Origin of the sequence: Pseudomonas sp. 2848, assembly GCF_003253945.1 — a bacterium.
In the GTDB taxonomy this organism is placed as follows: domain Bacteria; phylum Pseudomonadota; class Gammaproteobacteria; order Pseudomonadales; family Pseudomonadaceae; genus Aquipseudomonas.
Map to the genome: position 1 here is coordinate 89375 of NZ_QKZD01000013.1, position 18618 is coordinate 107992.

At 58.1% G+C, this 18618-nt stretch carries 13 protein-coding genes and 1 pseudogene; 6 read left to right on the plus strand and 8 right to left on the minus strand.

From position 1 onward, the window contains the following. Positions 1–516: 516 nt before the first annotated feature. Positions 517–1365, plus strand: a complete 849-nt coding sequence (locus DFS21_RS26680) for a hypothetical protein (protein ID WP_158539576.1) — start codon at positions 517–519, stop codon at positions 1363–1365. A 376-nt stretch (positions 1366–1741) separates the two neighbouring features. On the opposite strand, the gene DFS21_RS22660 is transcribed toward DFS21_RS26680, so the two are convergent. The 5 genes from DFS21_RS22660 to DFS21_RS22680 all read right to left on the minus strand — a co-directional run bounded on the left by DFS21_RS22660 (position 1742) and on the right by DFS21_RS22680 (position 9921). After that, complete coding sequence (locus DFS21_RS22660; protein ID WP_178082051.1) at positions 1742–3109, minus strand: hypothetical protein; 1368 nt, start codon at positions 3107–3109, stop codon at positions 1742–1744. Between the two features lie 458 nt (positions 3110–3567). Beyond that, positions 3568–4974 carry a tyrosine-type recombinase/integrase gene (locus tag DFS21_RS22665; protein ID WP_111533184.1) on the minus strand — a complete coding sequence of 469 codons (1407 nt, stop codon included), beginning with the start codon at positions 4972–4974 and terminating at the stop codon, positions 3568–3570. Beyond that, the gene (locus DFS21_RS22670) at positions 4967–5578 is read right to left on the minus strand and encodes a hypothetical protein (protein ID WP_111533185.1); all 612 of its coding nucleotides are present in this window, start codon (positions 5576–5578) and stop codon (positions 4967–4969) included. The genes DFS21_RS22665 and DFS21_RS22670 overlap by 8 nt, the downstream gene beginning before the upstream one ends. Next, complete coding sequence (locus DFS21_RS22675; RefSeq protein WP_111533186.1) at positions 5565–7661, minus strand: site-specific recombinase; 2097 nt, start codon at positions 7659–7661, stop codon at positions 5565–5567. The genes DFS21_RS22670 and DFS21_RS22675 overlap by 14 nt, the downstream gene beginning before the upstream one ends. Then, positions 7648–9921 (minus strand): hypothetical protein, encoded by a 2274-nt coding sequence (locus DFS21_RS22680; RefSeq protein ID WP_111533187.1) that lies wholly within the window; start codon positions 9919–9921, stop codon positions 7648–7650. Before DFS21_RS22680 ends, DFS21_RS22675 begins: the two co-directional genes overlap by 14 nt. 89 nt (positions 9922–10010) lie before the next feature. Between DFS21_RS22680 and hrpB the strand changes: the two are divergent. After that, positions 10011–12158, plus strand: a pseudogene (gene hrpB, locus DFS21_RS22685) (ATP-dependent helicase HrpB); the annotation flags it as partial. An 8-nt stretch (positions 12159–12166) separates the two neighbouring features. Here hrpB and DFS21_RS22690 read toward each other — a convergent pair. Beyond that, on the minus strand, positions 12167–12829 hold the full coding sequence (locus DFS21_RS22690; protein WP_110703165.1) for a YciC family protein: 663 nt from the start codon (positions 12827–12829) through the stop codon (positions 12167–12169). Positions 12830–12986: 157 nt separating this feature from the next. Between DFS21_RS22690 and DFS21_RS22695 the strand changes: the two genes are divergently transcribed. Further along, on the plus strand, positions 12987–13721 hold the full coding sequence (locus tag DFS21_RS22695; RefSeq protein WP_110703162.1) for a DUF2076 domain-containing protein: 735 nt from the start codon (positions 12987–12989) through the stop codon (positions 13719–13721). Between the two features lie 108 nt (positions 13722–13829). Further along, complete coding sequence (locus tag DFS21_RS22700; RefSeq protein ID WP_023631362.1) at positions 13830–14309, plus strand: NYN domain-containing protein; 480 nt, start codon at positions 13830–13832, stop codon at positions 14307–14309. Between the two features lie 8 nt (positions 14310–14317). On the opposite strand, the gene DFS21_RS22705 is transcribed toward DFS21_RS22700, so the two are convergent. After that, positions 14318–14776, minus strand: coding sequence for an Lrp/AsnC family transcriptional regulator (locus DFS21_RS22705; RefSeq protein ID WP_023631363.1), 459 nt, complete (start codon positions 14774–14776; stop codon positions 14318–14320). A gap of 152 nt (positions 14777–14928) precedes the next feature. Between DFS21_RS22705 and yedA the strand changes: the two genes are divergently transcribed. Continuing rightward, positions 14929–15849, plus strand: coding sequence for a drug/metabolite exporter YedA (gene yedA, locus DFS21_RS22710; protein WP_102684160.1), 921 nt, complete (start codon positions 14929–14931; stop codon positions 15847–15849). 55 nt (positions 15850–15904) lie between these two features. Then, positions 15905–17236, plus strand: a complete 1332-nt coding sequence (locus tag DFS21_RS22715) for a DEAD/DEAH box helicase (protein ID WP_102684159.1) — start codon at positions 15905–15907, stop codon at positions 17234–17236. A gap of 34 nt (positions 17237–17270) precedes the next feature. Here the strand turns inward: DFS21_RS22715 and DFS21_RS22720 are convergent, their stop codons facing one another. Beyond that, positions 17271–18512, minus strand: coding sequence for a TIGR03862 family flavoprotein (locus DFS21_RS22720; protein WP_111533188.1), 1242 nt, complete (start codon positions 18510–18512; stop codon positions 17271–17273). Between the last annotated feature and the right edge of the window lie 106 nt (positions 18513–18618).

Genomic DNA, 18618 nt, shown 5'->3' on the forward strand with positions numbered 1-18618 from the left:
CGTCAATTCACCGATGTGAGTCAGCAGGCACACTTCGTGGGCCACTGTGGCTGTCCGAATACCGTGAGCAGTCACAACCCCGTCTTCAAAGCCAGCGCTCCGAGCCCAGGTGCGCAGCAGCTTGTTCAGTTCAGGCGCGGACATCGGGAGCCTCGAATCCTCGGTGGATGGGAAAAGAAAATTACCCTTCGAAAGCTTTGTCGCCCGGGCTTACTTCTTGATCGCACCCTGGCAGCTATCCGGGAGTGGTGTGTGCCCGAACTCAGCGTTGGCCCTCTGGTACACCCCGATGCGGTTGAGGTAAATCGCCGAGCGATATTCCACAGGCCGGACAGCTGCTTGCATACAGGCGAACAGGGCCTTGTCGCGAAGGCTGCCATACGACTGCGCGTTCCACGTGCATCTTGGGCTCATCACATGCCTTCAAAGCTGATACCGTAATTCGCGCACTGTGAGTTAGCTTAAGCGACTCCGGTCTTGAAGCGGATATTGCCTATACTTTCGGGGGAGGGAGCAATGGCCAAGAAGGTTAATTATGAAGATCGACTTACTTTGTTCGTGGATTTTCTGGGATTCAAAGAGAAGATCGAAGAAACAGAAAGTAATAGCGAGGTGCTGCAAGATTTGGTTTATGTGATGTCCGAGGTTTCGGTCATTGCCAAAGAAGGTGATCCCAAAGAATTTGAGGTCTCGCAGTTTTCGGATTGCTTGGTAATCTCCTATGGTATCAAGAATTTCAACCTAATTTTTGAGATTGTGAATAAGCTCAGTCACGTAGTGGTAAGGGCAGCTGAGCTCGGGTATCTGATTCGAGGAGGTTTGACGTTTGGACGTCTACTCCACACTAAGCAGTTAGTTTTGGGGCCTGCCATGAGCCGAGCCTACCACTTAGAGTCCCAAGTCGCTAAAATGCCTCGGGTCATCCTTGACCCTGTGGAGTTCAATGAGGCTCTACTTAACCCTGCTCACGATGCTGTCAAAGCTGTTAAGAAGTTTCTGAAGTGGGATAAAAGTTGTGAGGTTTGGTACTTTGACTATTTTTCCAGCGAGGTGATTTCTGACGTTGTAGGGGGCGATCCCATGAAATATCCTAGATACTTGAAAATTTTGTCTGGAATGATTGAGGAAGGTTTAAAAAGCTCTCATCCAGGCGTTCTTGAAAAGTACATTTGGATGCAGAAACGCTACCAGCTTGCCAGGAAAAAATTCACGGGAGCTCCAGAGGATCATCCAACAAGAGTGAGGTTCCCCGGCTATTTGGAGTCTATCGAGCAGCTTCCGATGCTGAAGAAAGAGGCAGCAGGCGCAGCAGAGATTGTCGCTAAGGCCGAAAAAGAGCGTGCTAAGAAATGTCGAGGTGGCTAAAGGGCACAGTTGATGAGGTTGATCTGATGTTGGCTTGGCCCGTTCTGGTTTGTCAGGCGCCTCAAGCATGCAGACCAGTTTTCCATTCCAAGCGATCACGAGTGAGTGGCCTTCCTGCAGGAACCTCATGAGCCGCCTGAGGCGCCTTCTCGCCTGCGTTAAGCTGATCACTTGCATCTCGACCTCTCGCTCTTCATGTGCCCGTTCAGCGACGTCTATATCTCGAATGGTTGCTCACATCATGCTCAGGAAATGGATATCGCGTAGAGGTATTGCAGGAAGAGTGCGAAAGGCCAGGAGGAGGCAGGGAATGGGCGAGCAGCCAGAACACTTCTGTACTGGCTGTCGCCAAAGAGTGAGGTGCGTCAGGCGTGGCTCACTTAGGGGAAACGTAGTAGCGCACCGAAGACTCCAAGAAGCGCTTGTTGAGATACTCTGGTGTGAGTTGGCCGGCCTCTTGGAGCTTGGCGAGCAGCTTCTCATCAAGCAGCACGAGTTCCGGGCTCACGGGCAGTGCCAAGAAGCGCTTCTCGTACAAGGCTACGTTCGAGTCGGGGAGAATGAATTTCTCTCCCGTCGTCTTAAAGGGCACCCACACAGCGTCCTTCAGCAGCTCGCGCGCCCTGATGAAGAATTGGGTGAGTGCCATGCTTACAACTGTGCGGGCTGTGGCATGTGGATTTCCAGCTCCTCTGAAGATTCGGACAGTATCATGCACCTGCTCAACCTCATCATCTTCAAGCTCAGCCTGAGACGGCGTCCAGGACGGAGGCACCATGATGGAGTCGTAGAGCGGCCTTTCTTTGGCAGCAAAGTAGGCCCGTGCGGCCAGCATGACGAAGTATTCTGTGATCCAGGGGGAGCGAACGATGCTTCCGGTCTCTGCGAATAACTTCAGCTGCTGCTGATAATTGTCCTCGTTCATTTTGATCATGCCCTGTTCAGTAGGCTGATCCCAAAGACGGGCAACAACAAATGAGTTCTTAGGTGAGCGCTTCAGGGGCTCGCCACTCGATTTATTGATGATCGTAAGCAGGTCTTCACCACCCAGCCATTGCTTCAAATGCGCTTGGGGGATGACGTGTTGGTTTACCGTAATCTCGTTCGGGTTTTTTACTCGCTTCCCGTCTTCGCTGAGCTTTTCGATTGGCTTTTCGTGGGGGGAGTGGTCTTTTTGATACACGTTTTTGGCCTCATTCGTTACTAGGATGTGCCTGTTGGCGGCACGATCCCAATCGTTACTGGTGATTGAAACGCCGTCTTCACCGAGCGACCATTTGCCATCGCGTCGAATCAGCTCGACATCCGCTTTTAGGAAGAATGCACTGCCGTGGTAGGCGCGATCTGGATCCTGCTGCCCCTCATAGGTCATCGACATGCCCAGTGTGAGCAGTCCAGTAGTCTCGTTGTAGGCGGCGGACTCAACCTCGCTTTCGCCGAGGCTGAACTCACTTGCGTTGGCCTGAGATGTAGTGCCGGAAAGCATCTGCACCAGCACTTGAGCTAGATCGGAGAGCACACCGTCTTGATTGACCGAGTCCTTGAAGTCAAGCACGCCAAAGGCGGCGAGCATCAAGCGAGGATCTGTGGGGGTTCGTTGGGCGACGACGGCAAGCTCGTGGTACTTCTCAAACCCGGCCTTGCGGGAAAGCGTTTCTTGGGCAGCAGAAAGCTTCATGCCGTGTTGACGGGCATGCTGCTTGGCTTGAGATTTGAAAATGCTGAGAGGGGAAAAATCAGACATGACAATGCCACCAAAACTATCGACGCTTTGGTTACCGATTGCCTGTTCACCGGGCAGCGTCTAGTTAGGGACATGCCGATGTAAAATGGGGGGTAACTACGATGGGCTATTGCTTTGCGAAACAGGCACCAGGCGACCATCACCGCCTGGCCGGATCATAGGACAGGCCAATTGACTCCGCAAGAGCCTGCGGGAAGGGCATCGTCAGGTTTGTTTCGTGGGGAGTGTCTTGGAGGGGGCTCGGGTATCAAGTACGACCGCAAGCGGAGCGCGCCGGCCCACGAAGGGCCAGAGGCTTGAGGATGGAAGCCCGCAGGGCCAAAACCGGGCGCAGCCGGGGTTTGGTTCACGAGAGCCGTCCCCCGGAGGGGGCAAGCAAAACCGCATGTCGTTACTCCCCCAAACGGGGGGCTAGGTAGATCGCTATCCGCCGTGGACGGTCGACCTAGTCCCTACCGTCATGAAGACTTGGACTTGGGGTCGTACCTGGACAGCTCGAGATCACGCAACTCCATCAACTCATCACTCTGGCGCATAAACTCATCTTGAGTGATTTCTTTGAGCTTAAATTTTTTGTACAGGGCATCGTACTTTTTCTGATAGATCTTTAGCGTATTAGTTTGATGAACGCTTTCCGCAGCATTACCAATGCTCTTATCTCCTTCGAATACCTTGGTCAGGTAGGTTCTGAGGGACTCAACGCTCTTATGGCCTGTCCATTCCTTGACCTTGCGCAAAAACTCTTTATCGCTAATCAGTGCTGCCTCGAATTCATCCTTGCTTTCAAATTTGTGCCGCTCAACCAATAGCGTGAACAAGTTGGTGATGAATGCATGGCGGAACATGTGAGCGCATGCCTGTTCTTCAATGCCGGCAGCATCTCTAATGTTTGCTACAATCTTGGTTATGGTCTCTGGGGTTATCGGCTTAGCCGTTCTGTCTGATATAAACAAATAGTCATTTTTGTTTTCTGGATGAGATTTTATTAGCTTTTGCCGCAAAGCCAAATAATCTTTGACATCTTTTAGTGCAACAGCATTAACTGGGAACTCACGAACAAAGCTCTCGCCACGTTTCAGCGTTACAAATTTGAGCATCGGATACTTCATAAGCATTGCATCTCGCAAGGCCGATGTCGTCAAAGATGCAACTTCTGTACGACGAGCGCCCGTGTGTTGTAGGAGGGCAAGCAATGCAAGGTGACGAGCTTTAAGAAATTCGGATTTTTCAGAATCGCGTACTGCCTGCTCCATTCTATCAACGTTGTGCTCGGAAATTGGACTTCGAGTATGTTCGCGGAAAGGCAAGGGGAAGGAGTGGTGCGATGTTGTTTTCGTTACTTTATGGTGCTTGTTAAAAGTGCGAATGACTTCCTCGGTGGTCAGCTTGATGGTGCCCTTTTCAGAAACGAAGTTAGGGTCGCCATGGAACTCGCCGATCCAGGTTAAAAAGTTTAGGCACTCTCTGCCAATATTGAGGGTGGTTCTGTCTTTACGCTTGGGTTTGTCTAGTCTTCTAGGATCCGACTCTTGAATAAGCTCAATAATGAAGTCTTCAAAAAATTTATCGGTTATGTGGTAGGGGTCAATCCTGTATTGCCAGCAACGCTTTATTAGCTGGCTAATATAGCTCGCGTACTGGCCTATTGTTCCGCCTTTGCTGTCCTGCATGCGACCATCGGCAGAGATTTGTTCGTGTTTCTTGGAGAGTTTAAGTAAGTAAAGGTTGGCGATATTGCATGGCTCGTTGTTTGGCCATTTCATGTAGGGAAATTTATAGAAGGAATGCTTGCGCGTTTTGCCCCCTGCGTACCTTTGGAACAGATCAACATGATCAAGCGTTTCTACTAGGAATTCGTCAGTCATCTTTCTTGCCCTTGGCCGCAATGGACACGACTGATGCTTTCTGTATGGGCGGAATTTGATACATCGCAGGGTTCAAACTGGTTATTGCCGTGATACGTTTCAATATCTCTGCAGCACGAATCTTGCGTGTGACTTCATCTTGGGCGCTTACGACGCCATCTAGTTTGCTGCGAACATCTGATAGGGTCTGGAGGAGTATCAAGTTAGCGCGTTTGTGCACATCTAGACTCAGATTTGCCTCCGCAAGCTGCTCTAGTATAGCCTCTCGAGTTCTATTATTCTTTGCGGGAGGTGGTCTTTGCTCTTCTTTTCTGATAGCCAGTGCGGCATTTTTTCGAAGACTGTCAATTGCGGAGAAGCCACCTGGCATGCGCTCTTCGCTTCGCTGCTTAAAGGTGTTTAGGCTTATCGGAGTTATGTAAATTGGCTCGTCCTCGATGCTAGTTCTCAGGTCGAGTCTTGCCAGGGATGCTTGGCTGATGAGTGCATCCCTGATTTCGGTGTTTTCGAGGTACTTGGACGGCGTTGCTATTATTGCTAGTAATAACTTTCGCGTGTTTTCAATTGAGGCGGTTTGAATGGCCTTGCCTTCATCCCAGTTCATCTTTTTTCCTCAAAACAACAAGTATGTCTACCCGTAAGCCAGTATCACTTTCAAGAAATACTGGCTCAATGGTCATCTGATCGGTTTCCATCAAGAAATCGAAGTAGTCTGCAAGTTTTTCTGCGTCCATTACTGCCACGCTTCGGGTGCCAAATTTCGACTCAATCAGGTCAATCACATCAGTATAGTGCGTGGCGCCGCCACTGGCGATACGCTCGCTGAGGGCTTGCGACAAAGTGTTCCGAAGCTCTTTGCCAGGTAGCTCCTCGGTGATGTAGTTCCAGATGTGCGCGGGGTCAGTGTGTCCGAACATCCACTGGAGGATGCCCGCGCTGGCCCCGTAGCCACAGTGAAGGAAGACCAGTGCGAAAAACCGCCGCAGTTGATGCTGACGGATGTAGTAACGACGCCCCTGGCTATCACGCTCGACCTCAAAGTAGTCGCAGAACAGGTCAATGTTCTTGTAGTAGAGGTACACGTCGCAGGGCGTCAGAGAGCTTGTGCCGATGATGCCTGGCGACGAGAACAGCGGAAGGTGGTGATCGATGAAACCAACCTCGATCAGCTCCTTCTGAAAGTCGATCAGCGTCTGAACCATTTCCGCTGCAAGGGGATCGATGGGGCGAGCATTCCGAGCCCTTCGGCCCTTCTGGCCTCGGCTGGACTTAGCGATGCGGGCGATCAGCCAGCTTTTGTCCTCGCTGAGGCAGTTGGTAGGGTCGAGGTCGCGTAACTCACTGCCACGCTTCGCCATGGTTGCTCCGACCAATAACTGGATCGCTCCGTAGTACACCCCGATGAGCTCCAGCAGGCCTGCATTGTCCCTTAACTTGCCAAAGTACACTTCCTTGGATTCTTTGAGTTCAGTGCCCGGATCCCTTCCGTTAGAGCGAGTTGAAACACCCAGGTATTGCACTCCAAGCTCAGCTATGGAGGGTTCCAAGAGCGAGACGATAGTCTCGTCTGGAATGCCTGTGATGTTCACTTTGTGTTTGACAGAATACTTGGCGATGTTTATGTAGCTTTTGAGAAGCTGTGGGCCGTGTTTGAAGTGAAATTCGATTCCATCTTTGATCGACTTGAAGATAATTGGGGTGGGGACGTTTTTGAACCGTCCCATTGCGGCTCCACTAACCTTGAAGACAGCAATCTCTCGGAGATCCTCTTTGCTAGGAAGCTTGAAGTCGAGGGCCGAGATTTTTTGTAAGAACGTAAATGCAGTGCGGTACAATACTAAGTCGCGTTTGGTCATTCGGTCGGGTGTGCCATTTGTGACCGGAACGCTTTCAAACTCACGAATGAAGCGATCTTTTCGCCAAATAAAACCTAGAATGCTGTGGAGCGGTTTGAGCCGTTTTTTTCCAGCCAAAGTGTCCTTGTATAGTAGAGCGCTGACGCGAACTGAGTTAACGTTCAGGCCACCATTTGGATTGGTGTGGTACATTCGATTGATATAAAGCGCGGCTCGTATTTGTGGAATTAGATCCAAAGAGATCGGAAGCCTATTCTCTTCAAGTTGAATAGGAGATATGTCAGCAAGAGTGGGGTGCTTCTCTAAACATTCCTCAATTTCCACAGAATCGGTTGCCTGCAGAAGGGACATGCAGTAGTCCGCTAGGCGGTTGTTCCAATCATAGGTGCTCAAAGCAACGGTGCTGTTGGTGCCGATCTGCTCGAGAATGTCGCACATCACATCATAGGTCAGTGCGCTCAGGCCACGTTCGACCAATTCCAAACCTTCAGCGTTTTGAAGGATATGGTCGATGACCGTCAGGGTACGCCGGAAAGAGGCCGCCTGGGAGGCCGAGCTATTGGTGAAGCCGGGCCCAGCTGCATTCTCAGTTGAAGCGATCAACCAGCATTGCAAAGAGTTGAGCAGCTTGAGGTGCTGCGGATCGGTTAATAACGATCCGTCATACAGGTGAACACGCCAGTCCAAGTCTTGGTCTGTCTTGAACCCAAAATTGTACTTCCACACAGGATGCTTATAGCTGGAAACAAGCCAGGGAGCCGTCATGAAGTGGGCTAAGTCACGTTTCTTGAACAGGACAGCGAAATGTGCGAGGTGTTCAGGATACTGCATGGATCATCTTCTCGTAGGCGCTTGGGCTGCAGTTCTTAATGGCAGTTTCAAGGTGAGCTTGCAGGGCTTTGTCGCGAGCCTTATGGATGTACTTCTCGACCATGTCGCAAACTGCCGCCCAGTACCTTGCCAGTCCTCGAATAGAGTGTGGCGTCTTGCTGGTTTTCACGGCCTGCCTGATGGACATCAGCGCGGTCATGCTTTCAGCAGATACAGAAACGCCCACCTCCACGATCTCGCCGTCGGCCAAGAGGTTTTCTTCCCTGGTTTTGAGGTTCTCTGGAACCTCCTTGAGCGTGTACCGGCTCAAGAATTCGTGCAGTTGCTCAAAGTCGTCAAACTTGGAGGCTCGCAGCAGGTATTCGCTGTCCTTCATAGCTTCACAGATGATGCCCTTCTGGAAGATACGTACATACCGTGTTGCGAAGAAGTCGTAGATTGCGGTCGGTAGGTAGGAGTCCAGCAAATCTCGACTCATATAAGCGTGGCCAAGCTTCCTGGCAAGCCTCGGCAAACTGTGGTTCTCAATATAATCAGCAACAGCTGCCTGGGCACGCACCCTGCTGGTAGAGAGCTTCTTGATGAAATCCACCAAGTCGTCGCCTCTTTTAGCGGTGTGGGGAGATAGGCTGTCAACGAATTTTTTTCGTGTGGACGCGTATTTTTTTACTACAGTTCGATTCAGGCAATTGCTGTCTGCTGTTTTCGGATAGTTAAAGCTATTTCCGCAGGTCAGGAAGAGCTTCTGCCAGATTGGATCACCTTGCTTTTTGAGATACTGTCGTAGTGGTTCCGTGATCTCTTCCACCATGCGAACGAGCGCGGCGGCCTTGGGGTGTAGCAAGATTTTTTGCTCAGAGTTTTTGCTCCCACGTCGATCCTTGAAACCAATAAGCTCATAGCCCTTATTGGTCTTTGAGAAAGAAACCCTTTTCTTGCCATCCCAAATCACTAGGTCATCCATGAAAGTAGTGGTGATTTCCGGGTGGTAAAGAGTAAGTAAGCACTGGAACGGCAACATACTATAAGTCGTTGGTAGGCCGAGCTTTTGTGCAAGCGCCGGAAGCTTGATGCGGTAACGGCTGCGTGCATGTTCTGTCGTGCACATGCCTTCTTCTTCAAAGGTGCGGAAAATATTAGCGACGCCAACTTTGTCAAAGTTTAGGCTGAGTCTGGGTTTTTTGTAGAAATGGTTCAGGAAGGTGCCGTTCTTGGCTTCCCTGATCCGAGTTCGTTGGGCTTTTCTGATTTGCAGAACCTCTGATATCGCCCATTTTTTGATGCATGACAGGTCACTTGTAATTTCCCCGTAAAGCAGATCAATGGCTTGGATGTCAGTGACGTGCACAGGTACTTCCGTCAGTAATTTATCTTTGATCTCGATACCGTGTTTATTCGTCGTAAGGTTGAGATCTGACCCAGGGCGAGCCTTCCCAGGCGGTAGAGGAATTGAATCTTCGTCGGCTGACCAAACGCCGGGTTTAAGGAAGCAGCGGATAATTAGGTTTCGCATGGTTCTGAAAGTGCGGCCATTCAGATCCGGGTTTTCATTGCGCTCGTATTCAGAGGTTTGGTAGTGCCAGAAAAGCTGCTCGAAGAATTCCTCCATGATTTCTGGAGACTGGAAAGCAGCAGGGGGGAACCGAAACCCTTGCTCAGAGATGAACTCGGCGAGCTTATTGAGCATCGGACTCGAGACCTTGGCGCGTTTTAGGGAGTCGCGCCTGGCTGCTTCATGGAAGGCTCGGGTGAATTCTGCGCCATGAGAGTGATACAACGCGGCCAGCTTGAGATAAACCGGCTTGCCCTTCTTGCCCTTGACCGCCCACCCAGCCCAGAAGGAAACGGTCTCTGGGTCTAGCTTGTGCTTGCTCTCTCGCCATACCTGCATGAAGTGAGGCAAGCGAATGCGCGACCAGACTGGCAATTGCAGGTCTGGAAGCGCATCGACCAAGCCAGAGAGCATTTCGATAACGGCGACAGAGCGCTGCCGGATGACGTCAGCTTCAAGTGTGAAAAGATCGCCAGAGCTCAGGCTTCCAAGGAAGCTTTCGGCTAGCCAAGTGAGTTTCCCTGCATCCAGGTTTGTCAGGGTCAGGTGCTCACCTAGGCAGTGGCAATGGCAATCGAAAAGCTTCAGGGCATTCCCCTTTTGCTCACTGATAGTCGTGGGCGTCATCAAGAGCTTGCATGCCAGCTCATCATCGATGGCTTGCAGCGGGTAGTGGTGGAGGTAGGCCTTGCTTTTGATGATTGTCACGGTTTTTGATTCTCTTCGAGCCTGTCATGTTGCCTGGATCGTAGAGACTTTTAGGTTTCTTGACAATCTGTCAAATCGGCAAACTTTCAGAGCGCAGCCTGGATGCCGACCTGGCCCTGGCCCTGAGCCTCAACGGCCGGGCGTTGCTGCGTGACCAGTCACCGCTGAAGGTCCTGCTGATGTCGGCAACCTTGGAGGGCGAGCGCCTGTCGCGCCTGCTCGACGATGCACCGATCATCAGCAGCCAGGGGCGCATGCACCCGGTGGATATCCGCTGGGGCCGGCCGTTCCAGCCTGGCGAATTCGTCGAGCCGCGCGTGGTCGACTGCGTGCTCCAGGCCCTGGCCGACGAATCGGGCAGTCTGTTGGTGTTCCTCCCCGGGCAGGCCGAGATCCGCCGCGTGCACCAGGCTCTGCAGGAGGCTGTGGGCGAGCGTCCGGAGATCCTGCTCTGCCCGCTGCACGGCGAGCTTGAGCTGAGTGCCCAGCGCGCCGCCATCGAGTCGGCGCCCAAGGGCCAGCGCAAGGTGGTGCTGGCCACCAATATCGCGGAGACCAGCCTGACCATCGACGGTGTGCGCGTGGTGATCGACGCTGGGCTGGCGCGGGTGCCGCGCTTCGACCCCGGCAGCGGCATGACCCGCCTGGACACCCAGCGCATCTCCCGCGCCAGCGCTACCCAGCGCGCCGGGCGTGCCGGGCGCCTCGAGCCTGGCGTGTGCTATCGGCTGTGGTCCGAGGCGCAACATGACCAACTGGCGGCCCACGGCAGCGCCGAAATCCTCCAGGCCGACCTGGCCGGGCTGGCCCTGCAGTTGGCGCGCTGGGGTGTGCCGCCGGAGCAGCTTAGCTGGCTTGACCAACCGCCAGCGGCCGCCTTCGCGCAAGCTCAGGACCTGCTGGCCCGGCTCGGCGCCTTCAAGCCGGGTTGTCGCGACAACCTGAGCGCCCATGGTCAGGCCATGGCCGAGCTGCCTGCGCATCCGCGTATCGCCCACCTGCTGCTGCGCGGCCAGGATCTTGGGTTGGCCGACCTGGCGTGCGATGTCGCCGCGTTGTTGGGCGAGCGCGACATCATGCGCGGCGGCGGTGCCGACCTGCATAGCCGGCTGGCTTTGCTCAGCGGTGAAAGCCGCGCCTCCCGGGGCGGGCAGGGCGGCGTGCAGCGCGCCCGGCAACTGGCTCGTCAGTATCGTGGTCAGCTACGTGGCAAACCGCGCAGCCCGGTCGCCGACCCCGATCATCCTCGCTGGTTGGGCGCGGTGCTGGCGCTGGCCTACCCTGACCGGGTGGCGCAACAACGTCGCGACGGCGGCGCCGAGTATCGCCTGGCCAATGGCCGCGCGGCATTGTTCGCCGAAGCCGATGTGCTGATGAAAAGCCCGTGGCTGGTGATCGCCGACCTGGGCAGCCGTCAGGGGCAACGCGAGGAGCGCATCTACCTGGCTGCCGAGTTCGACCCGTCGCTGTTCGACGGAGTGTTGGCCGAGCAGGTGGAGCAGCTCGACCTGCTCGACTGGGACGAACGCGAGCAGGTGTTGCGCGCCGAGCGCCAGCGCAAGGTCGGCGAGCTGGTGCTCAGCCGTGAACCGTTGCCTGGGCTGGACGACGAGGCGCGGGCCAAGGCGTTGCTCGGCCTGGTACGGCGCAAAGGCTTGAACCTGCTGACCTGGACCCCGGAACTGCGGCAGTGGCAGGCTCGCGTCGCGCTGCTGCGCCAGCTCGACCTGGAAAAGGACAACCAGAGCGAATGGCCTGACCTGGGTGACGATGCCTTGCTGGCCAGCCTGGAAGACTGGTTGCAACCCTACCTCGGCAAGGTGTCGCGGCTGAGCCATTTTTCCAACCTGGATCTGGCCTCGATCCTGCGCAACCTGCTGCCCTGGCCGCTGCCCCAGCGCCTGGACGAACTCGCACCGTCGCACCTGGCCGTGCCTTCGGGCTCAAGCATCCGCCTGGACTACAGCGAGCAACCACCGATCCTAGCCGTGCGCCTGCAGGAGCTGTTTGGCCTGGCCGACACTCCACGCATCGCCAATGGGCGGCAGCAGGTCAAGCTGCACCTGTTGTCGCCAGCACGTCGACCTGTGCAAGTGACCCAGGACCTGGCTAACTTCTGGCGCACCACCTACGCCGAGGTGAAGAAGGACCTGAAAGGGCGCTATCCCAAGCACTACTGGCCGGACGACCCGCTGGTGGCCGAGGCTACGGCGCGGGCCAAACCGAGGAAAGCCTGAGCGCGCGATCAGGTGGCTGCGCCCGCCTCACTCTCCAGTAGCATGAACAACCTGTACAGCACCACGGTGCTGAACAGCTGCAGGAAGCCGCTGAGGCTGTCCAGCGCCAGTTGCACGCCGGCCTGCGGCTCGGGGAACAGCTGCAGCAGCAGGCCGTCGATCAGCCACAGCGGCGCCAGCACCGAGAGCATGCACACCATGATGCGCAGGAAGTGCCCGGTGGTCATGCGCGCGCTGGTGCGCATCGCCTCGATCACCGGCAGGCCGCGCAGCACCAGCAGGTACTCGGCGAACACCAGGTTCACCATGATCCACACGCCGGGGAAGATGAACAGCGCCAGGCCCGCCATGATCAGCAGCGAGCTGATCACGATCAGCAGGGCCAACATCGGCCACAGCTGCAGGGCGCGGGCGAACAGGTCGCGCTTGGCGATGGCCTGGCCATTGCTGCGGGTGTCGAGGTAGAGGATCAGCGCGGCGCTGTACAGCGGATAGAACAGCAGGCTGACCAGCATGCCGTAGGCCGGCGAGGCCTGTTCGCCCAGCTGGTTGTAGAGCAGCTGGGTGCCGAGGGCCTCGAGTACCACCAACGGCAGGCACAGCTGGAGGATGCCCGTCAGGTGACGGCGGAAGAAGTACAGGGAGTCGCGCAGAACGCTCAACGGATTCATCGGTCAACATCGCATGGCGGAAAAAGCAGGGCGTAACTTTAGCCCAGACCGCCCGCTTGCTGAAAAAAGTTTCATGGCCAGCGCAATTGAATCGCCGCGCCCGGCCCCCCATCTTTGACGCTGTCCGATGCCCTGTTCAGCGCACGAGGTTGCCCCGATGAACACTGAAGAACAAACCCTGATCGATGGCCTGTTCGGCCGTCTAAAGCAAGCCGAAGACCCGGCCCAGCCGCGCGATGCCCAGGCCCAGGCACGCATCGAGGAGCACCTGCGCCAGCAGCCGGCGGCGCCTTACTACATGGCTCAGGCGATCCTGGTGCAGGAAGCGGCGATCAAGCGCCTGGACGAGCAGAACAAGCAGCTCGAGGCCGAGCTCAAGCAAGCGCGGGCGCAACTGGAGGCAAGCCGCCCCAGTGGCAGCGGCGGCGGTTTTCTTTCCAGCATCTTCGGTGCGGGAGCGCGCAACCCGGAGCCACAGCGGCCGGTTGCTCCGGCTTCGACTTCCACAGGGGGCTGGCGTGAGCCGGCGCCGCAGGCTTATACCCCGCCACCACCACAACAGGGTTTCGGTGCGGCGCCTGCTCCGGCGCGCAGCGGTGCCAGCAGCTTCCTCGGCGGGGCAATGCAGACTGCTGCGGGGGTGGCTGGTGGTGTGCTGCTGGCTCAAGGTATCAGCAGCCTGTTCAACCATAACTCGCAGCCTGAAGAAATCGTCGAGGTGATCAAGGAAGAGCCAGCGCCGGCCAGCGACGCTGGCGGCTGGAACGATCAGGACAGTCAGCGCCAGGTAGCCGACAACGGTGGCTGGGGCAATGACCAGGGCGGGTTCGCCGATACCGACTACAGCGGCGGCGATGATGGCGGCTTCTTCTCGGACGACGACTACGTCTGAGGGCTCTGGCATACTGCAGCGTCTGATCGCGGGGCAAGCTCGCTCCTGTCGAAGCGTGGGAGCGGGATTGCCCCGCGATTGCCTGCCACTGCCAGAGAGAGGCTCCCGGTGAAGAAAATCGCGCTGTTCGCCGATGTACAGAACCTCTACTACACGGTTCGCCAAGGCCATGGCTGCCATTTCAACTACGCCGCGCTGTGGGCCGACGTTAGCCGCGAGGGCCAGATCGTCGAAGCGGTGGCCTATGCCATCGACCGCGGCGACAGCAAGCAGCAACAGTTCCAGCAGATCCTGCGCAACCTCGGTTTCGAGGTGCGCCTAAAGCCGTTCATCCAACGTGCCGACGGTTCGGCCAAGGGTGACTGGGACGTGGGCATCACCCTCGATGTGATCGAGGCGGCGGCACGGGTTGACCAGGTAGTGCTGGCCTCCGGCGACGGTGATTTCGACCTGTTGCTGGAGCGGGCAATGCAACGCCATGGCGTGGAAACCGTCGTGTACGGCGTGCCGGGGTTGACGGCGTTGTCGGTAATCCGCGCCGCAAGCCGCTACGTGCCGATCGAGGGCAGGCTGCTGCTGCGTCACTGAACTCACGCTCAGGTTTTTTTGCCATTACCCCCCAGATGCCCCAGCGGCACCCTTCGCGCCACCGCGCTGGACAGGATGATCGAGGTCTTGGTGAAGCCCAGCTGCGACACGCGGTTGATCAGCGCCTCCAACTCGCCCATGGACGTGACGGCCGCTTGCATGATCACGCACGGGTCACCGGTCACCCGGTGGCACTCGGTAAGTTCAGGGATCTTCTCCAAGGCCTCGTAGGCCTGCTGGTTGCCATGGCTGGCCAGGCGCAGTTCCATCACGCACTGGATTGGCAGGCCGATCTTTTCCAGGTCGACCTTGGCCGTGTAGCCGCTGATAACACCGCTGGCCTCCAGCTTGGCCACCCGCTCGGCCACCGCCGGGGCGGAGAGATTGACCTGGCGCGCCAGCTGCGCGTAGGTGGCCCGGCCGTTTTCCAGCAGCGCGGCGAGAAGCATGCGATCGTACTTGTCCATGGCGATTCCAGGTGACCTTGCAATCGACGGTGAAGCGTCGGCATAACCGTGCATTGCAAAGTGTTTCGGTGTTTTAAACGTGTTTTGTAACTTAAGTTTGCGCGAGGGCCTTTCTAAACTAATCCACCCGTAAACGGATTTCGAGCCCTGCCATGTCCACCGCCCGCCGCTTCCCGCTGTTGCTCATCGGAGCCTTCCTTGCCTTGTACCTGGTGTGGGGCTCGACCTACCTGTTCATTCGTATCGGCGTGGAGTCCTGGCCGCCGATGCTGATGGCCGGCGTGCGTTTCGTGATTGCCGGCAGCCTGCTGTATGGCTTCCTGCGCTGGCGCGGCGCGCCAGCGCCGACCTGGCCGCAGTGGCGCGCGGCCGGCGCCATCGGCTTTCTCCTGCTCAGTTGCGGCAACGGTGGTGTGACCCTGGCCGAGCATGCCGGGGTCGCCTCGGGCGTGGCGGCGCTGGCGGTAGCCACGGTGCCGCTGTTCACCCTGGTGTTCGGGCTGTTCTTCGGCCATCGCAACTCGCGCCTGGAATGGGCGGGGATCGCCCTTGGACTCGTCGGCATCGGCATGCTCAACCTGGGCTCGAACCTGCAGGCCAGCCCCATGGGCGCGGCGCTGATCCTTTTCGCCGCGGCGGCCTGGGCCTTCGGCTCGGTGTGGAGCAAGAGCCTGCCGCTACCCCAGGGCGCCATGGCCAGTGCCGCGGAAATGCTCGTGGGCGGCGCCGCCTTGCTGATCGGCAGCGCCGTGAGCGGCGAGCGGCTGACCCAGATGCCCACGGCCGCTGGTTGGGGGGCGCTGGCCTATCTGGTGTTCTTCGGCTCGATCCTGGCGTTCAGTTCCTACATGTACCTGCTCAAGCACGTGCGCCCGGCAGCGGCCACCAGCTACGCCTACGTCAACCCGGCGGTGGCGGTGCTGTTGGGGATCGTTTTCGCCGGCGAGCAGATCGGCGCCGAGGAGTGCGTGGCCATGGCGGTGATCATTGGCGCGGTGGTGCTGATTGGCCTGCCGCAATGGCGCAAGGCGCCGCAGCAGCCGGTGCCGCTGAAAGGCGAAATGTGCAAGTAGGGCAGGGCGTTGCGGTAAACTTGCCGCCTTCGCTGAACCCCCTGACGGTATTGCCATGAATTTCGCCCAACTCGGCCTGATCGAACCGCTGCTGCGCACCTTGCAGACGCTGGACTACACCACGCCCACCCCGGTCCAGGCCAAGGCCATCCCCGCCGTGCTCGCCGGTCGCGACCTGATGGCCGCCGCCCAGACCGGCACCGGCAAGACCGCCGGCTTCGCCCTGCCGGTGCTGCAGCGCCTGGCCCTGGAAGGGGAGAAGGTCGCCAGCAACTCGATCCGTGCGTTGGTGCTGGTGCCGACCCGCGAGCTGGCCGAGCAGGTGCACAACAACGTGCGCGAGTACGCCGAGAACCTGCCGCTGAGCACCTACGCGGTGTATGGCGGGGTCAGCATCAACCCGCAGATGATGCGCCTGCGTCGTGGTGTCGACCTGTTGGTGGCGACCCCAGGCCGCTTGCTCGACCTCTTCCGCCAAAACGCGGTGAAGTTCAACCAGGTGCAGACCCTGGTGCTCGACGAAGCCGACCGCATGCTCGACCTGGGTTTTGCCGAAGAACTGCAGTCGGTGTACGCGGCGTTGCCGCGCAAGCGCCAGACGCTGCTGTTCTCCGCCACCTTCTCCGAGCAGATCCGTCTGCTCGCGGGCCTGGCGCTGAACGATCCGCTGAGCATCGAAGTGAGCCCGCGCAACGCCGCCGCGAGCACGGTCAAGCAGTGGCTGGTGCCTGTGGATAAAAAGCGCAAGGCCGACCTGTTCATCCACCTGATGCGCAAGCAGCGCTGGAAGCAGGTGCTGGTATTCGCCAAGACTCGCAACGGTGTCGATCAACTGGTCGAGCGTCTGTTGGCCGAGGGCGTGAACGCCGACGGCATCCATGGCGACCGTCCGCAGGCCACTCGCCAGCGCGCCCTGGACAGCTTCAAGGCCCGTGAGATCCAGGTATTGGTGGCCACCGATGTGGCCGCTCGCGGCCTGGACATCGACGACTTGCCGCTGGTGGTCAACCTCGACCTGCCAATCGTCGCCGAAGACTACGTGCACCGCATCGGCCGTACCGGCCGCGCAGGGAACAAGGGCGAGGCGATTTCGCTGGTGTGTGCCGACGAGGTGCAATTGCTGGCCGCGATCGAGACCCTGATCCGCCAGGTGTTGCCACGGCACGAGGAGCCGGATTTCATCCCCGATCACCGGGTGCCGGTGACCGATGCCAGTGGCCAGGTGCTGAAGAAACCGAAGAAGCCCAAGAAGCCGAAGGAGAACAGCGCCAAGCGAGGCCTGGGGCGCTGGATGGACAGCGAGGGAGCGGGGGCTGCTGCGCCGGCGGTCAAGGCGGTGCGCAAGGTACCGGCGTTCGGTGGCAAGCCGCGCAAGCCCAAGCCTTGAGATCCTCGGGGCTGCCTAGCAGCCCCGGCATTCTTCAGGTCAGGCGCGTCAGCCAATCAGCTGCCGCATTTCCCGCCCGCAACCCACTAGCGAAGCACGCCGTTAGCAGGTACCCACCCGTCGGGGCTTCCCAATCCAGCATCTCCCCCGCGCAGAACACCCCGGGCAGGTTGCGCACCATCAGTCCGTCGTCCAACCCTTCGAACCGCACCCCGCCGGCACTGCTGATCGCCTCGTCCAGCGGCCGGGTCCGCACCAGCACGATCGGCAGCGCCTTGATCGCCGCTGCCAGGCACGCGGGGTCGGCAAAGGTCGCCTGGTCGGTCAGTTCGCGCAGCAACGCCGCTTTCACCCCGTCGATGCCCAGCTGACCGTGCAGATGCTTGGCCATCGAGCGCGATCCACGCGGCCTGGCCAGGGCCTGGGCAATCTTGTCCACAGGCCGGTCCGGCAGCAGGTCCAGCAGCAGGGTCGCCCGCCCATCGCGGTTGATCGCCTCGCGCAGCGCCGCCGACCAGGCATACACCAGGCTGCCTTCCACTCCCTGGGCGGTGAGGATGAACTCGCCCTTTCGCGGCGTGGCGCCAGGGACGCTCAAGGCAATGTTCTTCAGCGGGTCACCGGCGAACTTGTCTTTGAGCAGCGTGCTCCAGCCTGCGACTTCGAAGCCGCAGTTGCTTGCCTGCAGTGTGGAGATATCCACACCTCGTTCAGTCAGCAGCGGCACCCAGGCGCCGTCCGAACCCAGGCGCGCCCAACTACCGCCACCCAGCGCCAGTACCACGGCGTCTGCCTGCACTTGTCGTTCGCCCTGTGGATAACTGATCCGCAAGGCACCAGCGTCGGTCCAGCCCAGCCAACGGTGGCGGGTGTGGATAACCACCCCGGCCTCGCGCAGGCGCTTGAGCCAGGCCCGCAGCAGCGGCGCGGCCTTCATGTCGCGGGGAAATACGCGGCCCGAGGTGCCGACGAAGGTTTCGATGCCCAGGCCGTGAATCCACTGACGCAGGGCATCGGCGTCGAAGTCGCGCAGCAGCGTGTCGATCTCGCCGTGGCGTTTACCGTAGCGGCCGACGAAGGCCGGGTAGGGCTCGGAATGGGTGATGTTCATGCCGCCGACACCGGCCAACAGGAACTTGCGCCCCACCGACGGCATCGCGTCGAAGACTTCCACCGCCATCCCGCGTCGTGCCAGGGTCTCGGCGGCCATCAGGCCGGCGGGGCCGCCACCGATCACGGCGACAAGGGGGCGAGAGGCAGGGCGAGGATCGTTCATGGCGGGCGACGGGCTGTGGAAAAGGCCGCGTATTCTACCTCAGCGGACCTGCCACGACACTGATCAAAAAATGATCATATCTTTGCAGCTCAGGCGGTTAAAGGGC

Excerpts from the sequence above, each read along its gene's own strand:
- DFS21_RS22665 (WP_111533184.1), bottom strand. The coding sequence starts at position 4,974 with ATGACTGACGAATTCCTAGTAGAAACGCTTGATCATGTTGATCTGTTC.
- DFS21_RS22670 (WP_111533185.1), bottom strand. The coding sequence starts at position 5,578 with ATGAACTGGGATGAAGGCAAGGCCATTCAAACCGCCTCAATTGAAAAC.
- DFS21_RS22695 (WP_110703162.1), top strand. The coding sequence starts at position 12,987 with ATGAACACTGAAGAACAAACCCTGATCGATGGCCTGTTCGGCCGTCTA.
- DFS21_RS22720 (WP_111533188.1), bottom strand. The coding sequence starts at position 18,512 with ATGAACGATCCTCGCCCTGCCTCTCGCCCCCTTGTCGCCGTGATCGGT.
- DFS21_RS26680 (WP_158539576.1), top strand. The coding sequence starts at position 517 with ATGGCCAAGAAGGTTAATTATGAAGATCGACTTACTTTGTTCGTGGAT.
- DFS21_RS22705 (WP_023631363.1), bottom strand. The coding sequence starts at position 14,776 with ATGGACAAGTACGATCGCATGCTTCTCGCCGCGCTGCTGGAAAACGGC.
- DFS21_RS22675 (WP_111533186.1), bottom strand. The coding sequence starts at position 7,661 with ATGCAGTATCCTGAACACCTCGCACATTTCGCTGTCCTGTTCAAGAAA.
- DFS21_RS22715 (WP_102684159.1), top strand. The coding sequence starts at position 15,905 with ATGAATTTCGCCCAACTCGGCCTGATCGAACCGCTGCTGCGCACCTTG.
- DFS21_RS22660 (WP_178082051.1), bottom strand. The coding sequence starts at position 3,109 with ATGTCTGATTTTTCCCCTCTCAGCATTTTCAAATCTCAAGCCAAGCAG.
- yedA (WP_102684160.1), top strand. The coding sequence starts at position 14,929 with ATGTCCACCGCCCGCCGCTTCCCGCTGTTGCTCATCGGAGCCTTCCTT.
- DFS21_RS22690 (WP_110703165.1), bottom strand. The coding sequence starts at position 12,829 with ATGAATCCGTTGAGCGTTCTGCGCGACTCCCTGTACTTCTTCCGCCGT.